Annotated in this window: 28 protein-coding genes; 22 read left to right on the plus strand and 6 right to left on the minus strand. The window is 58.2% G+C overall.

Annotated elements, in window-relative coordinates:
• Positions 1–82: 82 nt before the first annotated feature.
• The 4 genes from ACR0K9_RS13480 to ACR0K9_RS13495 form a co-directional block, all read right to left on the minus strand.
• On the minus strand, positions 83–310 hold the full coding sequence (locus ACR0K9_RS13480; protein ID WP_480823911.1) for a hypothetical protein: 228 nt from the start codon (positions 308–310) through the stop codon (positions 83–85).
• A gap of 210 nt (positions 311–520) precedes the next feature.
• Positions 521–835, minus strand: coding sequence for a DUF1244 domain-containing protein (locus ACR0K9_RS13485; protein ID WP_480823913.1), 315 nt, complete (start codon positions 833–835; stop codon positions 521–523).
• A gap of 103 nt (positions 836–938) precedes the next feature.
• Positions 939–1178 (minus strand): DUF6868 family protein, encoded by a 240-nt coding sequence (locus tag ACR0K9_RS13490; RefSeq protein WP_480823915.1) that lies wholly within the window; start codon positions 1176–1178, stop codon positions 939–941.
• 87 nt (positions 1179–1265) lie between these two features.
• Positions 1266–2003: an N-formylglutamate amidohydrolase gene (locus ACR0K9_RS13495; RefSeq protein ID WP_480823917.1), complete on the minus strand. Its 738-nt coding sequence runs from the start codon at positions 2001–2003 to the stop codon at positions 1266–1268.
• Between the two features lie 118 nt (positions 2004–2121).
• Here ACR0K9_RS13495 and pyk point away from each other — a divergent pair, with 118 nt between their 5' ends.
• From pyk to rplT, 5 genes are all read left to right on the plus strand, one after another.
• Positions 2122–3567 carry a pyruvate kinase gene (gene pyk / locus ACR0K9_RS13500; protein WP_480823919.1) on the plus strand — a complete coding sequence of 482 codons (1446 nt, stop codon included), beginning with the start codon at positions 2122–2124 and terminating at the stop codon, positions 3565–3567.
• A 243-nt stretch (positions 3568–3810) separates the two neighbouring features.
• Positions 3811–4248, plus strand: coding sequence for a universal stress protein (locus ACR0K9_RS13505; protein WP_480534602.1), 438 nt, complete (start codon positions 3811–3813; stop codon positions 4246–4248).
• Between the two features lie 14 nt (positions 4249–4262).
• Positions 4263–5813, plus strand: a complete 1551-nt coding sequence (locus ACR0K9_RS13510; protein WP_480823921.1) for an alanine/glycine:cation symporter family protein — start codon at positions 4263–4265, stop codon at positions 5811–5813.
• A 183-nt stretch (positions 5814–5996) separates the two neighbouring features.
• Positions 5997–6197: a 50S ribosomal protein L35 gene (gene rpmI / locus ACR0K9_RS13515; RefSeq protein WP_010443552.1), complete on the plus strand. Its 201-nt coding sequence runs from the start codon at positions 5997–5999 to the stop codon at positions 6195–6197.
• A 14-nt stretch (positions 6198–6211) separates the two neighbouring features.
• Complete coding sequence (gene rplT / locus ACR0K9_RS13520; protein ID WP_008756009.1) at positions 6212–6577, plus strand: 50S ribosomal protein L20; 366 nt, start codon at positions 6212–6214, stop codon at positions 6575–6577.
• Positions 6578–6743: 166 nt separating this feature from the next.
• On the opposite strand, the gene ACR0K9_RS13525 is transcribed toward rplT, so the two are convergent.
• A complete protein-coding gene (locus ACR0K9_RS13525) occupies positions 6744–7571 on the minus strand; it encodes a LytTR family DNA-binding domain-containing protein (RefSeq protein WP_480823923.1) in 828 nt (275 codons plus the stop codon).
• Between the two features lie 356 nt (positions 7572–7927).
• On the opposite strand from ACR0K9_RS13525, the gene rpmC reads away from it, so the two are divergent.
• The 11 genes from rpmC (at position 7928) to rpmD (ending at position 12209) form a co-directional block, all read left to right on the plus strand.
• Entirely contained in the window at positions 7928–8134 is a 207-nt protein-coding gene (gene rpmC, locus ACR0K9_RS13530) for a 50S ribosomal protein L29 (RefSeq protein ID WP_010437082.1), read from the plus strand.
• A gap of 4 nt (positions 8135–8138) precedes the next feature.
• Positions 8139–8369 carry a 30S ribosomal protein S17 gene (gene rpsQ, locus ACR0K9_RS13535; protein WP_068340771.1) on the plus strand — a complete coding sequence of 77 codons (231 nt, stop codon included), beginning with the start codon at positions 8139–8141 and terminating at the stop codon, positions 8367–8369.
• A 76-nt stretch (positions 8370–8445) separates the two neighbouring features.
• Positions 8446–8814, plus strand: a complete 369-nt coding sequence (gene rplN / locus ACR0K9_RS13540; protein WP_005621870.1) for a 50S ribosomal protein L14 — start codon at positions 8446–8448, stop codon at positions 8812–8814.
• A gap of 2 nt (positions 8815–8816) precedes the next feature.
• Positions 8817–9128, plus strand: coding sequence for a 50S ribosomal protein L24 (gene rplX / locus ACR0K9_RS13545; protein ID WP_171092002.1), 312 nt, complete (start codon positions 8817–8819; stop codon positions 9126–9128).
• Complete coding sequence (gene rplE / locus ACR0K9_RS13550) at positions 9121–9681, plus strand: 50S ribosomal protein L5 (protein WP_480534608.1); 561 nt, start codon at positions 9121–9123, stop codon at positions 9679–9681. Before rplX ends, rplE begins: the two co-directional genes overlap by 8 nt.
• A gap of 19 nt (positions 9682–9700) precedes the next feature.
• Positions 9701–10006, plus strand: coding sequence for a 30S ribosomal protein S14 (gene rpsN, locus ACR0K9_RS13555; protein WP_068340744.1), 306 nt, complete (start codon positions 9701–9703; stop codon positions 10004–10006).
• Positions 10007–10019: 13 nt separating this feature from the next.
• Positions 10020–10412 (plus strand): 30S ribosomal protein S8, encoded by a 393-nt coding sequence (rpsH, locus tag ACR0K9_RS13560; protein WP_010437099.1) that lies wholly within the window; start codon positions 10020–10022, stop codon positions 10410–10412.
• Positions 10413–10423: 11 nt separating this feature from the next.
• On the plus strand, positions 10424–10957 hold the full coding sequence (rplF, locus tag ACR0K9_RS13565) for a 50S ribosomal protein L6 (RefSeq protein WP_170456135.1): 534 nt from the start codon (positions 10424–10426) through the stop codon (positions 10955–10957).
• Between the two features lie 11 nt (positions 10958–10968).
• Positions 10969–11328, plus strand: coding sequence for a 50S ribosomal protein L18 (gene rplR / locus ACR0K9_RS13570; protein ID WP_039523386.1), 360 nt, complete (start codon positions 10969–10971; stop codon positions 11326–11328).
• Positions 11329–11444: 116 nt separating this feature from the next.
• A complete protein-coding gene (gene rpsE, locus ACR0K9_RS13575) occupies positions 11445–12008 on the plus strand; it encodes a 30S ribosomal protein S5 (protein WP_170356677.1) in 564 nt (187 codons plus the stop codon).
• Positions 12009–12020: 12 nt separating this feature from the next.
• Positions 12021–12209, plus strand: coding sequence for a 50S ribosomal protein L30 (rpmD, locus tag ACR0K9_RS13580; protein ID WP_039538297.1), 189 nt, complete (start codon positions 12021–12023; stop codon positions 12207–12209).
• A gap of 139 nt (positions 12210–12348) precedes the next feature.
• Here rpmD and ACR0K9_RS13585 read toward each other — a convergent pair whose 3' ends face one another.
• Positions 12349–13407 (minus strand): haloalkane dehalogenase, encoded by a 1059-nt coding sequence (locus tag ACR0K9_RS13585; protein WP_480823925.1) that lies wholly within the window; start codon positions 13405–13407, stop codon positions 12349–12351.
• A gap of 376 nt (positions 13408–13783) precedes the next feature.
• Here ACR0K9_RS13585 and ACR0K9_RS13590 point away from each other — a divergent pair, with 376 nt between their 5' ends.
• The 6 genes from ACR0K9_RS13590 (at position 13784) to rpsK (ending at position 17764) form a co-directional block, all read left to right on the plus strand.
• Positions 13784–13999: a DUF1127 domain-containing protein gene (locus tag ACR0K9_RS13590; protein ID WP_480823927.1), complete on the plus strand. Its 216-nt coding sequence runs from the start codon at positions 13784–13786 to the stop codon at positions 13997–13999.
• A gap of 202 nt (positions 14000–14201) precedes the next feature.
• Positions 14202–14675, plus strand: a complete 474-nt coding sequence (gene rplO / locus ACR0K9_RS13595; protein ID WP_480534612.1) for a 50S ribosomal protein L15 — start codon at positions 14202–14204, stop codon at positions 14673–14675.
• Positions 14676–14784: 109 nt separating this feature from the next.
• Positions 14785–16149 carry a preprotein translocase subunit SecY gene (gene secY, locus ACR0K9_RS13600; protein WP_480823929.1) on the plus strand — a complete coding sequence of 455 codons (1365 nt, stop codon included), beginning with the start codon at positions 14785–14787 and terminating at the stop codon, positions 16147–16149.
• Positions 16146–16790, plus strand: a complete 645-nt coding sequence (locus tag ACR0K9_RS13605) for an adenylate kinase (protein WP_480534616.1) — start codon at positions 16146–16148, stop codon at positions 16788–16790. The genes secY and ACR0K9_RS13605 overlap by 4 nt, the downstream gene beginning before the upstream one ends.
• Before the next feature lie 200 nt (positions 16791–16990).
• Positions 16991–17359 carry a 30S ribosomal protein S13 gene (rpsM, locus tag ACR0K9_RS13610; RefSeq protein WP_298387605.1) on the plus strand — a complete coding sequence of 123 codons (369 nt, stop codon included), beginning with the start codon at positions 16991–16993 and terminating at the stop codon, positions 17357–17359.
• A 15-nt stretch (positions 17360–17374) separates the two neighbouring features.
• Positions 17375–17764: a 30S ribosomal protein S11 gene (rpsK, locus tag ACR0K9_RS13615; protein ID WP_170462414.1), complete on the plus strand. Its 390-nt coding sequence runs from the start codon at positions 17375–17377 to the stop codon at positions 17762–17764.
• The last annotated feature ends 41 nt before the right edge of the window (positions 17765–17805 follow it).

Raw genomic sequence — 17805 nt, forward strand, 5'->3', positions numbered from 1 at the left:
AGACGCTATTCAGCGCGGGCCTCTTCGCGCAGCGCCTGATTACTGGGGGAGGTATCCAGTATCAGGTCGCGCAGGCAGTCGTTCAGGATCTCGGGGCGTCTGCCCGGATCGCCGAACACTGCGTCCATGATGTCGGCTGAGACCTGTGCTCCAGTTTCGGGACATCACGCGCACGCGCGCCGAATAAGGGGGCCTGCTGATTGTGGATCAGCGCCGCCAGCCTGTCGCGATGCCATCCCGTCATGACCAGATGCCATGTCTCAAGCCCGGCCTGATTGACCGCATCCGGCGCCGCTTTCAGTGCATGCATCGCATTGCGGTCCGCCTTTTGGCCGGGCTGTGCTGTGCTTCGTCGACGATCAGAACCACGTCTTTGCCAGTGGCTTCGCACAGCCTCATCCGGGCGTGGAATGTGGTGGTCCTGACTCATCGGTATCCTGTTTTATCAGGACAGGGGCTCGGTATTCCTGTCCGGATTACTTCAGGATATTTATCGAATGGATCAGGAAACGGCTGGGGATCAGCTCTCTTTCCCGACATTCTCTTCGAAGGCGACTTTGAAGGCGGCCTGTTTCTCGGCGCTGGCTTCGGTCTGATAGTTGGCCTTCCACTCATCCATGGTCATGCCATAGAATATCTCGCGCGCTTCAACTTTGCCCATCTCGATGCCCTTTTCATTCGCCGCTTCCTGATACCAGCGCGACAGGCAGTTGCGGCAGAACCCGGCCAGATTCATCATGTCGATGTTCTGCACATCGGTGCGATCTTCCATCAGGTGCTTTTGCAGCCGGCGAAAGGCGGCGGCCTGAAGTTCGATTTCGGTTTTCTTGTCCATGTCGGGCTCCGAATGATTGTCTTGCGTCTTCTGTCTGACCTAGCAATCCGTGCGCCTTGTTACAATGAACAGGAGGGGCCCTAAGGCCCTTCGGATTGGGATGCTATGCCAGTTTCAGCGCCAGCCACGGCATCAGGCAGAAGATGATCGTCAGGATCTTATAGTTGGCAAGATACCCGAAATAGGCCCGTTTCACGTCCGCCCGTTCCATTTGGAACATTCTGCCATGTACGCCTGCGATCCAGTCCTGCAGGACCACGATCATCAGCGTGGTGAACAGCAAAACGGCGATATTCAGGACCGTCATCCAGCCGAAGACGGTCGTCAGAAATTCCTGAGTCATAGTCGTCTCCTTTCCTCCAATATATGGGCATCGGAGGGTGACCTCACAATATCGTGAGATGCCGAAACGGCCTGGAATGACCCGACGTTACAGCCCGCTTTCCGACAGCGCATCCTGCAATATGATGGCCAGACGCTCGGCCCAATGGCGCTGACCCTCGTGATCCGCGATCAGATCATTGCGCAGTTCGATCAATGCGTTAGGGCGGCCAAAGGTGGTGCAATGCTTGTCAATCGCATCCCCGGGCAGGACGCCGGTATAGGGCTCATTCACGCCCACACATAAATCGCCCTCGGCTTCGAGCCGGTCGATCAGCGGGCGCGAGAACCGCTCGTCCGGGGTGTGCAGCACGCCGACATGCCAGGGGCGCGGCTCACGCCCGCGCAACTGGCGGGTGAAAGAATGCATCGAGACAATCACCGCGTGCGGCAGGGCGGCCATCTGCGCCAGTGCCTTGTGATAGGGGCGATAGCACATGTTCAGACGCCGGTCGCGCTCGGCTGCATCGGCGTGGCGGTTGCCGGGAATGATCGACCCGTCATACAGCTTCATCAGCAGGGTCGGATCATCCTCGCCCCGGTTTGGGTCGATCACCAGTCGCGAGAAATTGGCAGCGATCACCGGCGCATTCAGGATCTCGCCCAGATGTTTCGACACCTCATAGGCACCGACGTCGTAGGCGATGTGACGCTCCATATCTTCGCGTGGCAGGCCGAGGTCGCCACCATTGACATTGGGCGGCACCATATTGGTCGCGTGATCGCAGGTAATCAGCCAGCGCGACGGGCGATCCGCGCCGTGAACGAAAAACGGAGAATACGTCATGAGCCTGTCATCTTGTTTGCCGCAGGTGTAGGACAGTTGCGTTGGAAAGGGAATTGCGCAATAAGCAGCCTGAGCAATGTTTGCGGTAACATTTGTACGTCCAAGGAGAGCCTGACCGATGCGACGCCTGAGAAATGTGAAGATCGTGGCGACGCTGGGACCGGCGTCCAATGACTATGACACCATCCGAGCGCTGCACGAGGCCGGGGCGGATGTGTTCCGCCTGAACATGAGCCACGGCAGCCATGACGAGATTCGCGAGCGCCACCGGATCATCCGGCAGGTGGAAAAGGATCTGGACAGCCCGATTGCGATTCTGGCCGATCTTCAGGGCCCCAAGCTGCGGGTGGGTGTCTTCGCCAATGAGGCTGAGGATCTGGAAGAGGGCGCGGCGTTCCGGCTGGACCTCGACCCGGCGCCGGGGGACGCGACTCGCGTCTGCTTGCCGCATCCCGAGATTTTCGCGGCGCTGGAAACCGGCGCGCGCCTGTTGGTCAACGATGGCAAGATCCGCCTGATCGTGCAGGACTGCGGTCAGGACTTTGCCAATTGCACCGTCGAGGTCGGCGGCACCATCTCGAACCGCAAGGGGGTCAACGTACCGGATGTGGTGCTGCCTCTGGCGGCGCTGTCGGCCAAGGACCGGGACGATCTGGAATTTGTCTGCCAACTGGGCGTGGACTGGCTGGCGCTCAGCTTCGTACAGCGCGCTAAGGACGTTTTCGAAGCCCGCGCCCTGGCGGATGGTCGTGCCTCGATCCTGTCCAAGATCGAAAAGCCCGCTGCGGTTGAGGCGTTTGACGATATCCTCGACGCGTCCGACGGGATCATGGTTGCACGTGGTGATCTGGGGGTTGAACTGCCCGTTTCCGCCGTGCCGCCGATCCAAAAACGTCTGGTGCGCAGATGCCGTAGCGCGGCCAAGCCGGTCATCGTGGCCACGCAGATGCTGGAGAGCATGATCGAAAGCCCGATGCCCACCCGGGCCGAGGTCTCGGACGTGGCCACCGCAATCTACGAGGGCACGGATGCTATCATGCTCAGCGCGGAATCGGCTGCGGGGTCCTATCCGATCGAGGCCGTGCAGACCATGAACAAGGTGGCCATCGAGGTCGAGGCCGACCCGACCTATACTCAGATCATCGCCGCCTCGCGCACGGCCAAGGGGACCACCGTGGCCGATGGGATTGTCGCCGCCGCCCGCGAGATTGCTGAAAAGACGGACATCAAGGCAATCTGCTGTTTCACCCAAAGCGGCACCACCGCGCTGCTGACCGCGCGTGAACGTCCCGGGGTGCCGATCATCGCGATGACGCCCGCCACCGGAACCGCCCGCCGCTTGTGCCTGAGCTGGGGCTGCCATTGCGTCATGACGCCCGAGCTTGAGCGGTTCAAGGGTGCTGTGGTCAGCGCCGCCCGCGCCGCCCGCGCCGGTGGCTTCGCCTCAGAGGTCGATCAGATCGTGGTGACCGCAGGCGTGCCCTTCAACGTACCGGGCACAACCAATATTCTGCGCATCGCCCCCTGCGATGAACGGCTGATTTACAACACAGATCCGGGTTGATCCCGGGGCTCAGGGGCAGATTTCACCCTGAGACTTTGTCGAATGCCTAATTTTTAGGCAAAAATTGGAAATACTTATCAATATTATAGGTGTTCCGGGCGTGTTTCCGGAAATAATCCTTCTGTTTTTCCGTGTTTTCTGGGGATACTCGGGTCCAGGGCAGTCTACTCAGCAAGTTCCAGGTTCCGGCTGCCCTGCCGGGAGCGAGGGTCCCGGCCTAATCAACAATAACGGAGGAACGACATGACAACGAAAATTGTCATTGGACTGGACGGGACAGAAACCGGAGAGCGCGCGATCGCCTTTGCCAAAGATTTGGCAGGGCTCATCGGATCGTGTGATCTGCTGGTGGTTTATGTCATCGAATGGTCTCCTTTCACATTTCAGACACCGGAAGAAAACGCCTTGCGTCACAAGCGGCGCGAAGAAGAGGTCGAACTGGCCACGTCGCGCATCATCGCACCAGCGGTCGAGGCGTTGAAAGCCGCCGGGTTCGAAGCGCAGGGCATCGTCCGCCACGGTGATGTGGCGGAAACGCTGAACGCAATCACGGTGGAAAATGGCGGCTCTCAGATCGTTGTGGGCCGGGCGTCGGCGGATGGGTTCAAGAAACGCCTGTTTGGCAGTTCCACCCAGAATCTGGTCATGCATGCCGAAGTTCCGGTCACGGTCGTGAACTGAGGGGAGAGATGATGATGAATATTCAAAACAAACTGGGTCTGGCCGCCCTGACCGCTCTGTTCGCCGCTCCTGCGGCCGCACAAGAGGCAGCGGGTCTGGACGACAAGATCAACCAGGCCTTCGCCAATTTCACCGGGCCGTTCGTGAGCTTTATCTTTGCGCCGTTTCCGGGAACGGGTTTCCCATGGATCGTGGGTTGGCTGGTGATCGCGGCGACCGTGTTCACGCTGTACTTCGCCTTTGTGCAGCTGAGGTTCTTCAGCCATGCGATCAGCCTTGTGAAAGGCGATTACTCCGACCCCAATGACGCGGGTGAGGTCAGCCACTTTCAGGCGCTCGCAACCGCGCTTTCGGGCACGGTGGGTCTTGGTAACATCGCCGGTGTGGCGGTGGCCGTGGGCATCGGCGGGCCGGGTGCCACATTCTGGATGATCGTTGCGGGCCTGCTGGGCATGGCGTCGAAATTCACCGAATGTACGCTGGGCGTGAAATATCGCAACGAATACGAGGACGGCACCGTTTCGGGTGGTCCGATGTATTACATGTCCAAGGGCTTTAACGAACTGGGCCTGCCGGGCGGCAAGATACTGGCCGTTCTGTTCTCGATCTTCTGTATCCTTGGCGCGCTGGGTGGGGGCAACATGTTCCAGGCCAATCAGGCGCACCAGCAGATCGCGGGCATTGTCGGCGACTATCCTGGCTGGATCACCGGTCTGGTCTTTGCGGGCATCGTCTTTGCGGTGATCGTGGGAGGCCTGAAATCCATCGCGCGCGTGACCGAGAAGGTCGTGCCCTTCATGGGTGTCATGTATGTGCTGGCCGCGCTGGTCATCATCATCATGCATGCCGATCAGATCGGCTGGGCCTTCGGTCAGATCTTCGCGGGTGCCTTCACCGGGCTCGGCGTTGCGGGCGGCATGGTCGGCGCGCTGATCCAGGGCTTCCGCCGTGCGGCGTTCTCGAACGAAGCGGGCGTTGGTTCTGCGGCGATTGCGCACTCGGCGGTGCGGACCAAAGAGCCGATCACCGAGGGTTTCGTGTCGCTGCTCGAGCCGTTCATCGATACGGTCGTGATCTGTACCATGACCGCGCTGGTGATCATCATCACCCAGCAGCTGATCGTTGATCCGGAAACCGGCAAGTACATGCTGAACGAAGCTGGCAACGCGATTGCCACCGTTGATGGCAATACCGGCGTCAGCCTGACCTCTGCCGCCTTCGGCAGTGCCTTCAGCTGGTTCCCCTTCATCCTGGCGATTGCCGTGGTGCTGTTTGCCTTCTCGACCATGATCAGCTGGTCCTACTATGGCCTCAAGGCCTGGACCTATCTGTTCGGTGAGGGTCACACCAAGGAACTGGTGTTCAAGATCATCTTCTGCGTCTTCGTGGTGATCGGTGCGGCAGCCAACCTTGGCCCGGTCATCGACTTCTCGGATGCGGCGATCTTTGCCATGGCGGTTGTCAACGTCTTCGCGCTCTACTTCTTGATGAAAGTGGTGCGGCAGGAGCTTGCGTCCTATGCCGAACGGCTGAAGAGCGGTGAAATCCGCAAATTCGGCCACTAACCCATTTCACCGGGGCGGCGCATGTCGCCCCGGTGCCTGACGGTCTCGCGAATTCCGCAGATTCCGCTCAAAACCCCCTTGCCAGTATCATCGAACTTGCGTAAACGGCGCTTCTGATCGCGTGACCGGCCGAGATGGCATGCCGAGTCGCGTTTGAAACCGAACCCGGAAAAGGAGACGGAAATGCCTAAGATGAAGACCAAGTCGAGCGCCAAGAAGCGCTTCAAGGTGACTGCGACCGGTAAGGTCCTTGCTGGCCAGGCCGGCAAACGGCACGGCATGATCAAGCGGACCAAGAAGTTCATCCGCGATGCCCGTGGCAACACCACCCTGTCCGCCCCCGACGCCAAGATCGTCAAGGGCTACATGCCCTACGACCGCTAAGAGGAGATTAAGAGATGTCCCGCGTTAAAGGTGGAACCGTAACTCACGCCCGTCACAAGAAGGTCATCAAGGCCGCCAAAGGTTACTATGGCCGCCGCAAGAGCACCTTCAAGGTTGCCCGCCAGGCCGTCGATAAGGCCAACCAGTATGCAACTCGCGACCGCAAGAACCGAAAGCGCAATTTCCGCGCGCTGTGGATCCAGCGTATCAACGCTGCTGTCCGTTCGCATGACGAGGCTCTGACCTATTCCCGCTTCATCAACGGCCTGAACCTGGCCGGTATCGAAGTGGACCGCAAAGTTCTGGCCGACCTGGCCGTGCACGAACCGGAAGCGTTCGGCGCGATCGTCGCCAAAGCTCAGGCCGCTCTGGCTGCCTGATCCTCTGTTAAAGAGACAGTGAATGAAGGGCCGTCCCGCTTGGGGCGGCCCTTTTTGATGGTTTGCATCAGGATGCGCGCCAGGCGGGATTCTCTAGCAGCACTTTTGGCAATCAAATCGCAATTTGATGATGATGCAAACGCCTGCCTTGCCTGACGATGGCCGGCTAATGAAGTTTGCCTTGCTGACGAAACCAGTTGCGCACCTCGGGCAAGCGCCCTCGGGATACCGGGATGTCCTCTCTCACGGACGTCTTGACCACGTTCCCTCGCAGTTCCAGGGCTTCGTCCGCCGAGACCCAGTATGAACGATGGGTTTGCACCCCGTCGCTTTCATCGACCTGCTTCAGAAAATCTTTCATCCGGGCACGGTATTGCGTCGTTTTATCGGATGTGCTGACGAGCAGATAATGTTCTGCGCTTTGCACAAGCAGAATTGAGCTCAAGGGCAGGGATCGACCGTTGAGAATGACAAAGCGTACTTTGTTCTTCTGTGCGTCTTCCGCTTGCTCGTTGCGTTGCAGCGGCAATAGCCACAGCAGGCCGATGGTTTCCAGAACGTGCCCGATGATCAGGTTGCGCAGATAGTCAGTCCATACAAGCGGTTCACCGCGCTGCGGTACCAGATCGCCAAACACCATCGGGATAATCGTCGAAAGCGCGGACAAGCTGATATTCAGGGGCGCAGTGGCTATTATGAGTGGCAAGGGGAGTTGCAGGAAACGGTGCCACAAGCGCTGGGTGACCAATCCCCAGTACGGTATGACTGCAATATAGAGCAACACGCACACGCCCCAATAAAACAGACGAGCCGAGTATTCCGGTATCGACGGAAACAGGGTTGGATTGGCGAGGGCGATCACGACAAGGCTGCACGCCAGAAAAATCTTTACCCGTTTGCTGTGGGCCAGATCATGCAGTTCGCGTTGCGTGAAATGCACGACCTGTCCATTCGTTAACAGAATTTGATAATCACGACTTTCGAATTTCTGCATGTGTCGTAGCGCTATACCCGTTTGATGGTTAACAAGTTCATCCCAGTGTCTTCATATGGGGTCTAAAGAAGTCTCAAGCCGGACCCGAGGAAGCGGGGCGTATACCCGGATTTTGTCACGAGTGGACTTCCTGATAACCCTCCGTCGTGTTAATGACGGGGGGAATTTTTTACCATGTTACTCATGGTTGGCAATCTCCAAACTTCCTCTTGCCACCCACCCCCCAAACCCTTATACGGCGGCATCCTGCGGTCTCCCGGCGTTGTCGGGCGATTCGTATGTCTATCATTCATCCACCAGGTCAAAGGTGACCCGTGTACGGGGCCTTCTGGTGTTTTGAGCAAAGGAAAAAGGCGATGAACGCCCAAGAACTGCGTGACAAGACCCCGGACCAGCTCCGCGAGGAACTGGCCAACCTGAAGAAAGAAAGCTTTAACTTGCGCTTTCAACAGGCAACCGGTCAGCTGGAAAACACAGCCGGTATCAAAGCGGCCCGCCGCAATGCTGCCCGTGTCAAAACCATTCTGAACGAAAAGGCCGCTGCTGCGGCATCCGAGGAGTAATCAGATGCCCAAGCGTATCCTGCAAGGCACCGTGACCAGCGACGCCAACGAACAGACCGTAACCGTATCCGTCGAGCGCCGCTTTACGCATCCGGTTCTGAAGAAAACCATCCGTAAGTCCAAGAAATACCGGGCTCACGATGAAAAGAACGCCTTCAAGGTCGGCGATACAGTCCGCATCATCGAATGCGCGCCGAAATCGAAGACGAAACGTTGGGAGGTTCTGGAGGCGTAAGCCCCCAGAGCTTTTCCATTTGTCGAAACCCTGGGGGATTTAACAAGACCAGCCCCCACAGGTCGGGAGAAACCACATGATCCAGATGCAGACCAATCTGGATGTCGCTGACAACTCCGGCGCACGCCGAGTTCAGTGCATCAAGGTCCTGGGTGGTTCCAAGCGTAAATACGCCTCCGTCGGCGACATCATTGTCGTCTCGGTGAAGGAAGCCATCCCGCGCGGCCGCGTAAAGAAAGGGGACGTCCGCAAGGCCGTCGTCGTACGCACCGCCAAGGAAGTCCGTCGCGAAGACGGCACCGCGATCCGTTTCGATCGCAACGCCGCCGTCATCCTGAACAACAACAACGAGCCCGTAGGTACCCGTATCTTTGGCCCCGTTGTTCGCGAACTGCGCGCCAAGAACTTCATGAAAATCATCTCGCTGGCTCCGGAGGTTCTGTAATCATGGCTGCTAAACTCCGCAAAGGCGACAAGGTCGTCGTGCTGGCCGGCAAGGACAAGGGCAAAGAGGGCACCATTTCCTCGGTTGACCCGAAAGCCGGCAAAGCTGTTGTCGACGGCATCAACATCGCCATCCGCCACACCCGTCAGTCGCAGACCTCGCAAGGCGGTCGCCTGCCTCAGGCAAACCCGATCGAGCTGTCGAACCTGGCGCTGCTGGACAAGAACGGCAAAGCAACCCGCGTTGGCTTCCGCATGGAAGGCGACAAGAAGGTCCGCTTCGCCAAGACCACAGGGGACGTGATCGATGCTTGATAATGCAACCTACACCCCGCGTCTGAAAACTCAGTACGTTGAAACCATCCGTGCCGCTCTGAAAGAAGAGTTCGGCTACAAGAACGACATGCAGCTGCCCAAGCTGGAAAAAATCGTTCTGAACATCGGGTGTGGTGCTGAGGCCGTCAAGGACTCGAAGAAAGCGAAAGCCGCTGTCGAGGATCTGACCGCGATTGCTGGCCAGCAGGCCGTTTCGACCAAGGCGAAGAAATCGATCGCGGGTTTCCGCGTCCGTGAAGACATGCCGCTGGGTGCGAAAGTGACCCTGCGCGGTGACCGGATGTACGAATTCCTGGATCGTCTGATCACCATCGCGCTGCCGCGCGTGCGTGACTTCCGCGGTGTGAAGCCGTCTTTCGATGGTCGTGGCAACTTTGCCATGGGCATGAAAGAGCACATCGTGTTCCCGGAAATCGACTTCGACAAGGTCGACGAGGTCTGGGGCCTGGATATCGTAATTGCCACCACAGCGAAAACCGACGCTGAAGCGAAGAGCCTGTTGAAAGCATTCAACATGCCGTTCAACGCGTAAGCGCCCGGAGGATTGAGACATGGCTAAAAAAGCAATGATCGAACGCGAGAAGAAGCGCGAACGCCTGGTGGCCAAATATGCCGCAAAGCGTGCCGAGCTGAAAGAAATCGCGAATGACGAGAGCCGCCCGATGGAAGAGCGCTTCAAGGCGCGTCTGAAACTGGCGAAACTGCCGCGCAACAGCTCGGCGACCCGTCTGCACAACCGTTGTCAGCTGACCGGTCGTCCTCACGCTTACTACCGTAAGCTGAAGGTCAGCCGTATCGCGCTGCGCGAGCTGGGTTCTGCTGGTCAGATCCCCGGCATGGTGAAATCGAGCTGGTAAGGGAGACATAGATATGAACGATCCTATCGGCGATATGCTCACCCGTATCCGCAACGCGCAAATGCGCGGCAAGTCCACCGTTTCCACCCCGGCTTCCAAGCTGCGCGGTTGGGTTCTGGACGTGCTGGCGGACGAAGGTTACATCCGTGGCTACGAAGCGACGACCGGTGAAAACGGTCATCCGGCCATCGAAATCAGCCTGAAATACTACGAAGGCACCCCTGTCATTCGCGAACTGAAGCGGGTCTCGAAACCCGGTCGTCGCGTGTACATGGGCGTCAATGACATCCCGCAGGTCCGTCAGGGTCTGGGTGTGTCGATTGTCAGCACTCCGAAAGGTGTGATGTCGGACGCAAACGCTCGCTCCAACAATGTTGGCGGCGAAGTGCTCTGCACCGTCTTCTAAGGAGGTCTGCAATGTCTCGTATTGGTAAAAAACCGGTCGAGCTGCCCAGCGGCGTTACCGCCTCTGTGTCGGGTCAGACCATCGAAGTGAAAGGTCCGAAAGGCACCCGCAGCTTCACCGCCACCGACGACGTCACGCTGTCGGTTGAAGACAACGTGGTCAAGATCGACCCCCGCGGCATGTCCAAGCGTGCCCGCCAGCAGTGGGGCATGAGCCGCACCATGGTTGCCAACCTGGTAACCGGTGTGACCACAGGCTTCAAAAAAGAGCTGGAGATCCAGGGTGTTGGTTACCGGGCTCAGATGCAGGGCAACACCCTGAAGCTGAACCTGGGCTACAGCCACGATGTCGACTTCACTGCTCCGGAAGGTGTCACCATCACCGCGCCGAAGCAGACCGAGATCGTTGTGGAAGGTATCGACCAGCAGCAGGTGGGCGAAGTCGCGGCCAAAATCCGCGAATGGCGCCGTCCCGAGCCGTACAAAGGCAAGGGCATCCGCTATAAGGGCGAGTTCATCTTCCGCAAGGAAGGCAAGAAGAAGTAAGGACGCAGACAATGGCAAACAGCAAAAGAACCCTGTTTCTGAAGCGCCGCCTGCGCGTTCGGAACAAACTTCGCAAAGTCAACGCGGGCCGTGTACGCCTGTCGGTTCACCGTTCGAACAAGAACATCAGCGTTCAGCTGATCGACGACGTTCGTGGCGTGACCCTGGCTTCGGCCTCGACCCTGGAAAAAGATCTGGGTGTTGTTGGCAAGAACAACGTCGAAGCGGCCACCAAAGTGGGCGCGGCCATCGCCGAGCGTGCCAAGAAGGCAGGCGTCGAAGAGGCCTATTTCGATCGTGGCGGCTTCCTGTTCCACGGCAAGGTGAAGGCAGTTGCCGACGCCGCGCGTGAAGGTGGTCTGAAGATCTAAGACTTGCGGGCAGCTTTACGGCTGCCCCGATGATCCGGGGGCCTCGGCAACAGTCGGGGCTCACTTGGATTGAAGAAAACGGCGCCGTAAGCGCCACATGAGAAAAGGGATGCCAAATGGCAGAACGTGAAAACCGTCGGGGCCGTGGCCGCGACCGTGAAGAAGCACCGGAATTTGCCGATCGTCTGGTCGCAATCAACCGCGTGTCGAAAACCGTAAAAGGTGGTAAGCGCTTTGGCTTCGCCGCTCTGGTGGTTGTCGGCGATCAGAAAGGCCGCGTGGGCTTTGGCAAAGGTAAAGCGAAAGAAGTACCCGAGGCCATCCGTAAGGCGACTGAGCAAGCCAAGCGTCAGATGATCCGCGTGCAACTGCGCGAAGGCCGGACCCTGCACCACGATATCGAGGGCCGTCACGGCGCCGGTAAAGTGGTTATGCGCACCGCACCTGAAGGTACTGGTATCATCGCCGGTGGTCCGATGCGTGCTGTGTTCGAAATGCTGGGCGTCAAGGACGTTGTGTCCAAGTCGCTGGGCTCGCAGAACCCGTACAACATGATCCGCGCCACCATCAACGGCCTGCAGAAAGAGCAGAGCCCGCGTTCGGTTGCCGCACGTCGTGGCAAAAAGGTTGCCGACATCCTGCCCAAGCGGGACGAAGCACCGGCTGAAGCCGAAGCGTAAGGAGAGCGAACCATGGCAAAAACCATCGTCGTCAAGCAGATCGGTTCCCCGATCCGTCGCCCCGCCGAACAGCGCGCAACCCTGATCGGTCTGGGCCTGAACAAGATGAACCGCACCCGTGAGCTGGAGGACACCCCTTCGGTCCGCGGCATGGTCAACAAGATCCCGCATCTGGTTGAGATCATCGAAGAGCGCGGCTAAGCGCGGTTTCTTTTGAGACTTGAAAAGCCCCCGAAAACTCGGGGGCTTTTTTCGTGTTTGCAATTATGTTTGTCCGCTTTGGGCCCGAAGTAACTGATGCTGCGGTCTGCAGGAAGGTCCGATTTCTAAACCATTAAGGCTAAATGGGATGCCCTACATCTTCCCATGCAGACAAGCCCGCGCGAGCAACTTGTTCGCCGTTGGTCTCCTGAACGAAGTGACCTGCGTCTGGCAGCATCAGAGGAGGGCGAACTACGCCCAATATTTCGTGCATGCGTTTCATCAGCCTCGGCGGGATCAGAACATCTGCTTCTCCAATCGCCATGAAGCTGTCGCCAGACCAGTCAGTTTTCCACCATTCCGCTGCGCGTCGCGACACATCAACGCCCTCCATGTCGGGTTCGGTCATCACCAGCGACGGGAACTTCCGTACCCCGCCCCGATAACGCGCGTCCGGGAAAGGGGCGGCGTAAGCGGCCGCAACTTCATCACTCATGCCGGGCACGTATTTTTGAAACAATGCGGCCACGTCATAGTCCGGGTGGGTTCGGTGGAACTCCCTCCAGACATCGAACCCTTCGCTGCTACCGCCACCCAAGCCAAGAACTGTGTTCATAACCAATAGCCGATTGAAGCGATCAGGCATGTCTGGTGGAATGGTAAGACCAAGAAGCCCACCCCAATCCTGTACAACGAGTGTAATTCCTTTGAGATCGAGCGCTTCAATCAACTCGATCAAGCTCTGTCTGTGAAATGTGAAAGTGTAGCAATTGTCTTGGATAGGTTTGTCAGACCGGCCAAAACCGAACAGGTCGGGAACGACAACCCGGGCACCAGTCTCGAGAAAGACCGGGATCATATGCCGATACAAAAAACCCCATGAAGGCTGCCCATGAAGGCACAAGAATACCCGCTCTGCATCCTGTGGACCTTCGTCTATTCTTGCCATCCGCAGGCCTTCATACCCGGCCAACTGATCTTCGTACTGAGGATGCCAGGCGAAATCAGGCAGGTTCAGAAAACGGTCGTCAGGCGTACGTACAGCGTCAATAGGTGACAATCTTGCCCCCCTTGCATTTCTGTTTCTGTTGGCCAAATTTGCATCTTTCAGTGTGATCTCACAAGCGGACATTCGTAACTCATGAATGAATGGCAACTTCGTCCGGATAGTGTTGAAAAACTCGAAAATTCCGATCATTGCATTTTCTCGCCAATTTCCATCGCGCCTGAAAAGTTGTCCTAGTTTGGACGGAGAAGGCCATGGGCGCGCGACACGACGGCAATGCCGTGCTTTGGCCGACCCCCTAGCTAAAAATTGCAACCGGCTTTCAACGGCAGGATTTTTTAACGCCTTCCACCAAAAATGGAGTTTTTCAACACTATCTCCGCAAAGTGGACATTCGTTGCATTTAGAGTAGCCCGCGGACTCCCGCTTTGCCATACCCCCACCGCATACCGGCTAGACCAAAACGCGCGTTGTTAGCGATATCCAACACTCCTATCTGAGCCGTGTCCACAAAGGAACACAAGGAAACGCCCGGGGAATACGCCTCGGTACAGAAAGGATTAATGATATGGCACACACAGCAACACTGACACATGGCGGCTTCAACCTGAGCGCCCGCATTGCGAACTTCATCGAGCGCGTGAAAGAAAACCGCGCCCGGGCTGCGGAATATAACCGGACCTTTGGTGAACTCCAGCGTCTGTCCAATCGTGAACTGGACGATATCGGCGTCCGTCGCTGCGACATCGCGGATATCGCGCGCAAGCACGCTTATTGCTCGTAAGACGTCACCCACTCACCGATGAAGGGGCGCCCTGTGTGGCGCCTCTTTTGGTTTTTGGCTTTGTGACATAACAAACCTTGCAACGCCGGGCGCAACGCTGTAGAGCGCTCCGGTGGATTTGCGTCCACGAGAATCAAAACCAAGAAACGCCGTGGTTGGCCCATCACGCTTCGGGGGTCACATCCGGCTAAGGAGAAGCGATATGAAACTGCACGAATTGCGCGACAATCCCGGCGCGAGCCCGAAACGCACCCGCGTTGGCCGTGGTCCCGGTTCCGGCAAAGGTAAAATGGGTGGCCGTGGTATCAAAGGCCAGAAATCCCGTTCGGGTGTGGCCATCAATGGCTATGAAGGCGGCCAGATGCCGCTGTACCAGCGCCTGCCCAAGCGTGGCTTCAACAAGCCGAACCGCAAGGAATTCGCCGTCATCAACCTGGGCCTGATCCAGAAATTCGTCGACGCCGGCAAGCTGGACGCCAAGGCTGCGATCACCGAGGACGCGCTGGTTGCATCCGGTCTGGTCCGCCGCAAGCTGGACGGTGTCCGCGTGCTGGCCAAAGGCGAGATCAGCGCCAAGGTGAACCTGGAAGTTACCGGTGCTTCGAAAGCTGCTGTTGAGGCGGTCGAGAAAGCGGGCGGCTCACTTACGGTCACAAAAGCTGCTGCGGCAGAGTAAGCGCTTGTGAGCGGGCCAAGACCCGCTTACATAGACCTCAGAGTTTTCCAAGACGCCGCCCGAGCCGGAAAACGGTTCCGGGCGGTGTTTTCATAAGAGAGACCGATTTATGGTATCAGCAGCAGAACAAATGGCAGCCAACACAAGCTGGGCTGCTCTGGGCAAAGCCACCGATCTGCGCAACCGCATCCTGTTCACGCTGGCCTTGCTGATCGTCTATCGTCTGGGCACCTTCATTCCGGTGCCGGGTATCGACGGGCAGGCGCTGCGCGAGTTCATGGAGCAGGCGGGGCAGGGCATCGGCGGCATGGTTTCGATGTTCACCGGCGGGGCGCTGGGGCGGATGGGTATCTTTGCCCTCGGCATCATGCCCTATATCTCGGCCTCGATCATCGTGCAGCTGCTGACATCGATGGTTCCCGCGCTCGAACAGCTCAAGAAAGAGGGCGAGCAGGGGCGCAAGAAGATCAACCAATATACCCGTTTCGGCACCGTGGCTCTGGCCACCGTGCAGGCCTATGGCCTGGCCGTTTCGTTGGAATCGGGCGATCTGGCCACCGATCCTGGCATGTTCTTCCGCATGTCGACCATGATCACTCTGGTCGGCGGCACCATGTTCCTGATGTGGCTTGGTGAACAGATCACCGCGCGCGGCATCGGCAATGGCATCTCTCTGATCATTTTCGTCGGCATCATCGCCGAGGTTCCGGCCGCTCTGGCGCAGTTCTTCGCTTCGGGACGCAGCGGTGCGATCAGCCCTGCGGTGATTGTTGGGGTGATTGTCATGGTCATCGCCGTGATCACCTTCGTGGTGTTCATGGAACGGGCCTTGCGCAAGATCCACATCCAGTATCCGCGCCGTCAGGCCGGAATGAAGATCTATGAAGGCGGCTCCAGCCACCTGCCGGTCAAAGTGAACCCGGCGGGCGTGATCCCGGCGATCTTCGCCAGTTCGCTGCTTCTGCTGCCGGTGACGATCTCGACCTTCTCGTCGGGGGCGACCAACGGGCCGATCATGTCGTGGCTGCTGGCCAATTTCGGCCCCGGACAGCCGCTGTACCTGCTGTTCTTCGCCTCGATGATCGTGTTCTTCGCCTATTTCTATACGTTCAACGTGTCGTTCAAACCGGACGATGTGGCGGACAATCTGAAAAAGCAGAACGGCTTTGTGCCGGGCATCCGTCCGGGCAAGAAAACCGCCGAATACCTGGAATACGTGGTCAATCGCGTGCTGGTTCTGGGTTCGGCCTATCTGGCGGCGGTCTGTCTGTTGCCGGAAATCCTTCGGGGCCAGTTTGCCATCCCGTTCTATTTCGGCGGCACTTCGGTTCTGATTATCGTCTCTGTGACCATGGACACGATCCAACAGGTCCAGAGTCATCTGCTAGCGCACCAATACGAAGGTCTTATCGAAAAGTCCCAGCTGCGTGGTAAGGGGAAGAAACGCAACAGGAAGGGACCTTCTCGTCGATGAACATCATTCTTCTCGGCCCCCCGGGGGCAGGCAAGGGGACGCAGGCGCGTCACCTCGTTGAAACACGCGGCATGGTACAGCTGAGCACTGGCGACATGTTGCGCGAGGCCAAGACCTCGGGCACCGAAATGGGCCAGAAGGTTGCCGCGATCATGGACGCGGGCAAGCTGGTCACAGATGAGATCGTGATCGGCCTGATCGAAGAGAAGCTGACCTCCGAAACCGGAGCCGGATTCATCTTCGATGGCTTCCCGCGTACACTGGCGCAGGCGGACGCGCTGGCGGCACTGCTGACCAAGCTGGGTCAGTCGCTGCACACCGTGGTCGAGATGCGCGTCGATGACGAGGCGCTGGTCGAACGGATCACCGCGCGGTCAACCTGTTCCGGTTGTGGCGAGGTCTATAACGACCACACCAAACCGATCCCTGCCGACGGCAAATGCACAAATTGCGGTCAGCAAAAAGAGTTCACCCGCCGCGCTGACGACAACGAAGACAGCCTGCGCACGCGTCTGATGGAATACTACAAGAAGACCTCGCCGCTGATTGGCTATTACTATGCCAAGGGCGATCTGCGTCCGGTGAACGGGCTGGCGGATATCAAGGAAGTCACGGCTTCCATCGAGGCAATTCTCGGCTGACTTCAATATGGGCTTGACGGCACCGCCAAAAGCCCATATCGACCCCCATCCCCAAGGGGAATCAAGACCGCGTATGGGAATCGTCCCGTCCGCCCCGACCACCTCGAATAATGCTGGACCCTCTGGCGGCACTGCCACGGTCAAGCGTTGTGAAAAAAGGTTCTGGAGTTACGGAACCGCAACGAAAAGGAAAGTGACACGTGGCACGTATTGCCGGCGTAAACATCCCGACTGCAAAGCGGGTACCAATCGCCCTCACATATATCACCGGTATCGGCAACACCTCGGCCAAAGCGATCTGCGAAGCCGTGGGCATCGATGCGACCCGTCGCGTCAACGAACTGTCCGACGCCGAAGTTCTGGCCATCCGCGAGCACATCGACGCCAACTACACCGTCGAAGGTGACCTGCGTCGTGAAGTTCAGATGAACGTCAAGCGTCTGATGGATCTGGGCTGCTACCGCGGTCTGCGTCACCGCCGCAACCTGCCGGTTCGCGGTCAGCGCACCCACACCAATGCTCGTACCCGCAAAGGCCCCGCAAAGGCCATTGCCGGTAAGAAGAAATAAGGGAGGGTCTGACCGATGGCACGCGACAAGACACGCATCAAGCGCAAAGAGCGCAAGAACATCGCATCGGGCGTTGCCCATGTGAACTCGACCTTCAACAACACCAAGATCCTGATCTCGGATGTACAGGGCAACGCCATCTCGTGGTCGTCTGCTGGTACCATGGGCTTCAAGGGTTCGCGGAAATCGACACCTTACGCCGCTCAGATGGCTGCAGAAGATGCAGGCAAAAAGGCGCAGGAACATGGCGTCAAGACGCTGGAAGTCGAAGTTCAGGGCCCCGGTTCGGGCCGTGAATCGGCTCTGCGTGCGCTGGCTGCAGTGGGCTTCAACATCACGTCGATCCGCGACGTGACGCCGATTGCTCACAACGGCTGCCGCCCGCCGAAGCGCCGCCGCGTCTAAGCGATTTTGAATTGAGCTGGGGCTGTGTTTTTGCACGGCCC

Source organism: Ruegeria sp. L12, assembly GCF_056531745.1.

Bases quoted from the DNA above. Each gene is read 5' to 3' on its own strand.
- ACR0K9_RS13480 (WP_480823911.1), bottom strand. From the start codon at position 310: ATGCATGCACTGAAAGCGGCGCCGGATGCGGTCAATCAGGCCGGGCTT.
- ACR0K9_RS13485 (WP_480823913.1), bottom strand. From the start codon at position 835: ATGGACAAGAAAACCGAAATCGAACTTCAGGCCGCCGCCTTTCGCCGG.
- ACR0K9_RS13490 (WP_480823915.1), bottom strand. From the start codon at position 1,178: ATGACTCAGGAATTTCTGACGACCGTCTTCGGCTGGATGACGGTCCTG.
- ACR0K9_RS13495 (WP_480823917.1), bottom strand. From the start codon at position 2,003: ATGACGTATTCTCCGTTTTTCGTTCACGGCGCGGATCGCCCGTCGCGC.
- pyk (WP_480823919.1), top strand. From the start codon at position 2,122: ATGCGACGCCTGAGAAATGTGAAGATCGTGGCGACGCTGGGACCGGCG.
- ACR0K9_RS13505 (WP_480534602.1), top strand. From the start codon at position 3,811: ATGACAACGAAAATTGTCATTGGACTGGACGGGACAGAAACCGGAGAG.
- ACR0K9_RS13510 (WP_480823921.1), top strand. From the start codon at position 4,263: ATGAATATTCAAAACAAACTGGGTCTGGCCGCCCTGACCGCTCTGTTC.
- rpmI (WP_010443552.1), top strand. From the start codon at position 5,997: ATGCCTAAGATGAAGACCAAGTCGAGCGCCAAGAAGCGCTTCAAGGTG.
- rplT (WP_008756009.1), top strand. From the start codon at position 6,212: ATGTCCCGCGTTAAAGGTGGAACCGTAACTCACGCCCGTCACAAGAAG.
- ACR0K9_RS13525 (WP_480823923.1), bottom strand. From the start codon at position 7,571: ATGCAGAAATTCGAAAGTCGTGATTATCAAATTCTGTTAACGAATGGA.
- rpmC (WP_010437082.1), top strand. From the start codon at position 7,928: ATGAACGCCCAAGAACTGCGTGACAAGACCCCGGACCAGCTCCGCGAG.
- rpsQ (WP_068340771.1), top strand. From the start codon at position 8,139: ATGCCCAAGCGTATCCTGCAAGGCACCGTGACCAGCGACGCCAACGAA.
- rplN (WP_005621870.1), top strand. From the start codon at position 8,446: ATGATCCAGATGCAGACCAATCTGGATGTCGCTGACAACTCCGGCGCA.
- rplX (WP_171092002.1), top strand. From the start codon at position 8,817: ATGGCTGCTAAACTCCGCAAAGGCGACAAGGTCGTCGTGCTGGCCGGC.
- rplE (WP_480534608.1), top strand. From the start codon at position 9,121: ATGCTTGATAATGCAACCTACACCCCGCGTCTGAAAACTCAGTACGTT.
- rpsN (WP_068340744.1), top strand. From the start codon at position 9,701: ATGGCTAAAAAAGCAATGATCGAACGCGAGAAGAAGCGCGAACGCCTG.
- rpsH (WP_010437099.1), top strand. From the start codon at position 10,020: ATGAACGATCCTATCGGCGATATGCTCACCCGTATCCGCAACGCGCAA.
- rplF (WP_170456135.1), top strand. From the start codon at position 10,424: ATGTCTCGTATTGGTAAAAAACCGGTCGAGCTGCCCAGCGGCGTTACC.
- rplR (WP_039523386.1), top strand. From the start codon at position 10,969: ATGGCAAACAGCAAAAGAACCCTGTTTCTGAAGCGCCGCCTGCGCGTT.
- rpsE (WP_170356677.1), top strand. From the start codon at position 11,445: ATGGCAGAACGTGAAAACCGTCGGGGCCGTGGCCGCGACCGTGAAGAA.
- rpmD (WP_039538297.1), top strand. From the start codon at position 12,021: ATGGCAAAAACCATCGTCGTCAAGCAGATCGGTTCCCCGATCCGTCGC.
- ACR0K9_RS13585 (WP_480823925.1), bottom strand. From the start codon at position 13,407: ATGATCGGAATTTTCGAGTTTTTCAACACTATCCGGACGAAGTTGCCA.
- ACR0K9_RS13590 (WP_480823927.1), top strand. From the start codon at position 13,784: ATGGCACACACAGCAACACTGACACATGGCGGCTTCAACCTGAGCGCC.
- rplO (WP_480534612.1), top strand. From the start codon at position 14,202: ATGAAACTGCACGAATTGCGCGACAATCCCGGCGCGAGCCCGAAACGC.
- secY (WP_480823929.1), top strand. From the start codon at position 14,785: ATGGTATCAGCAGCAGAACAAATGGCAGCCAACACAAGCTGGGCTGCT.
- ACR0K9_RS13605 (WP_480534616.1), top strand. From the start codon at position 16,146: ATGAACATCATTCTTCTCGGCCCCCCGGGGGCAGGCAAGGGGACGCAG.
- rpsK (WP_170462414.1), top strand. From the start codon at position 17,375: ATGGCACGCGACAAGACACGCATCAAGCGCAAAGAGCGCAAGAACATC.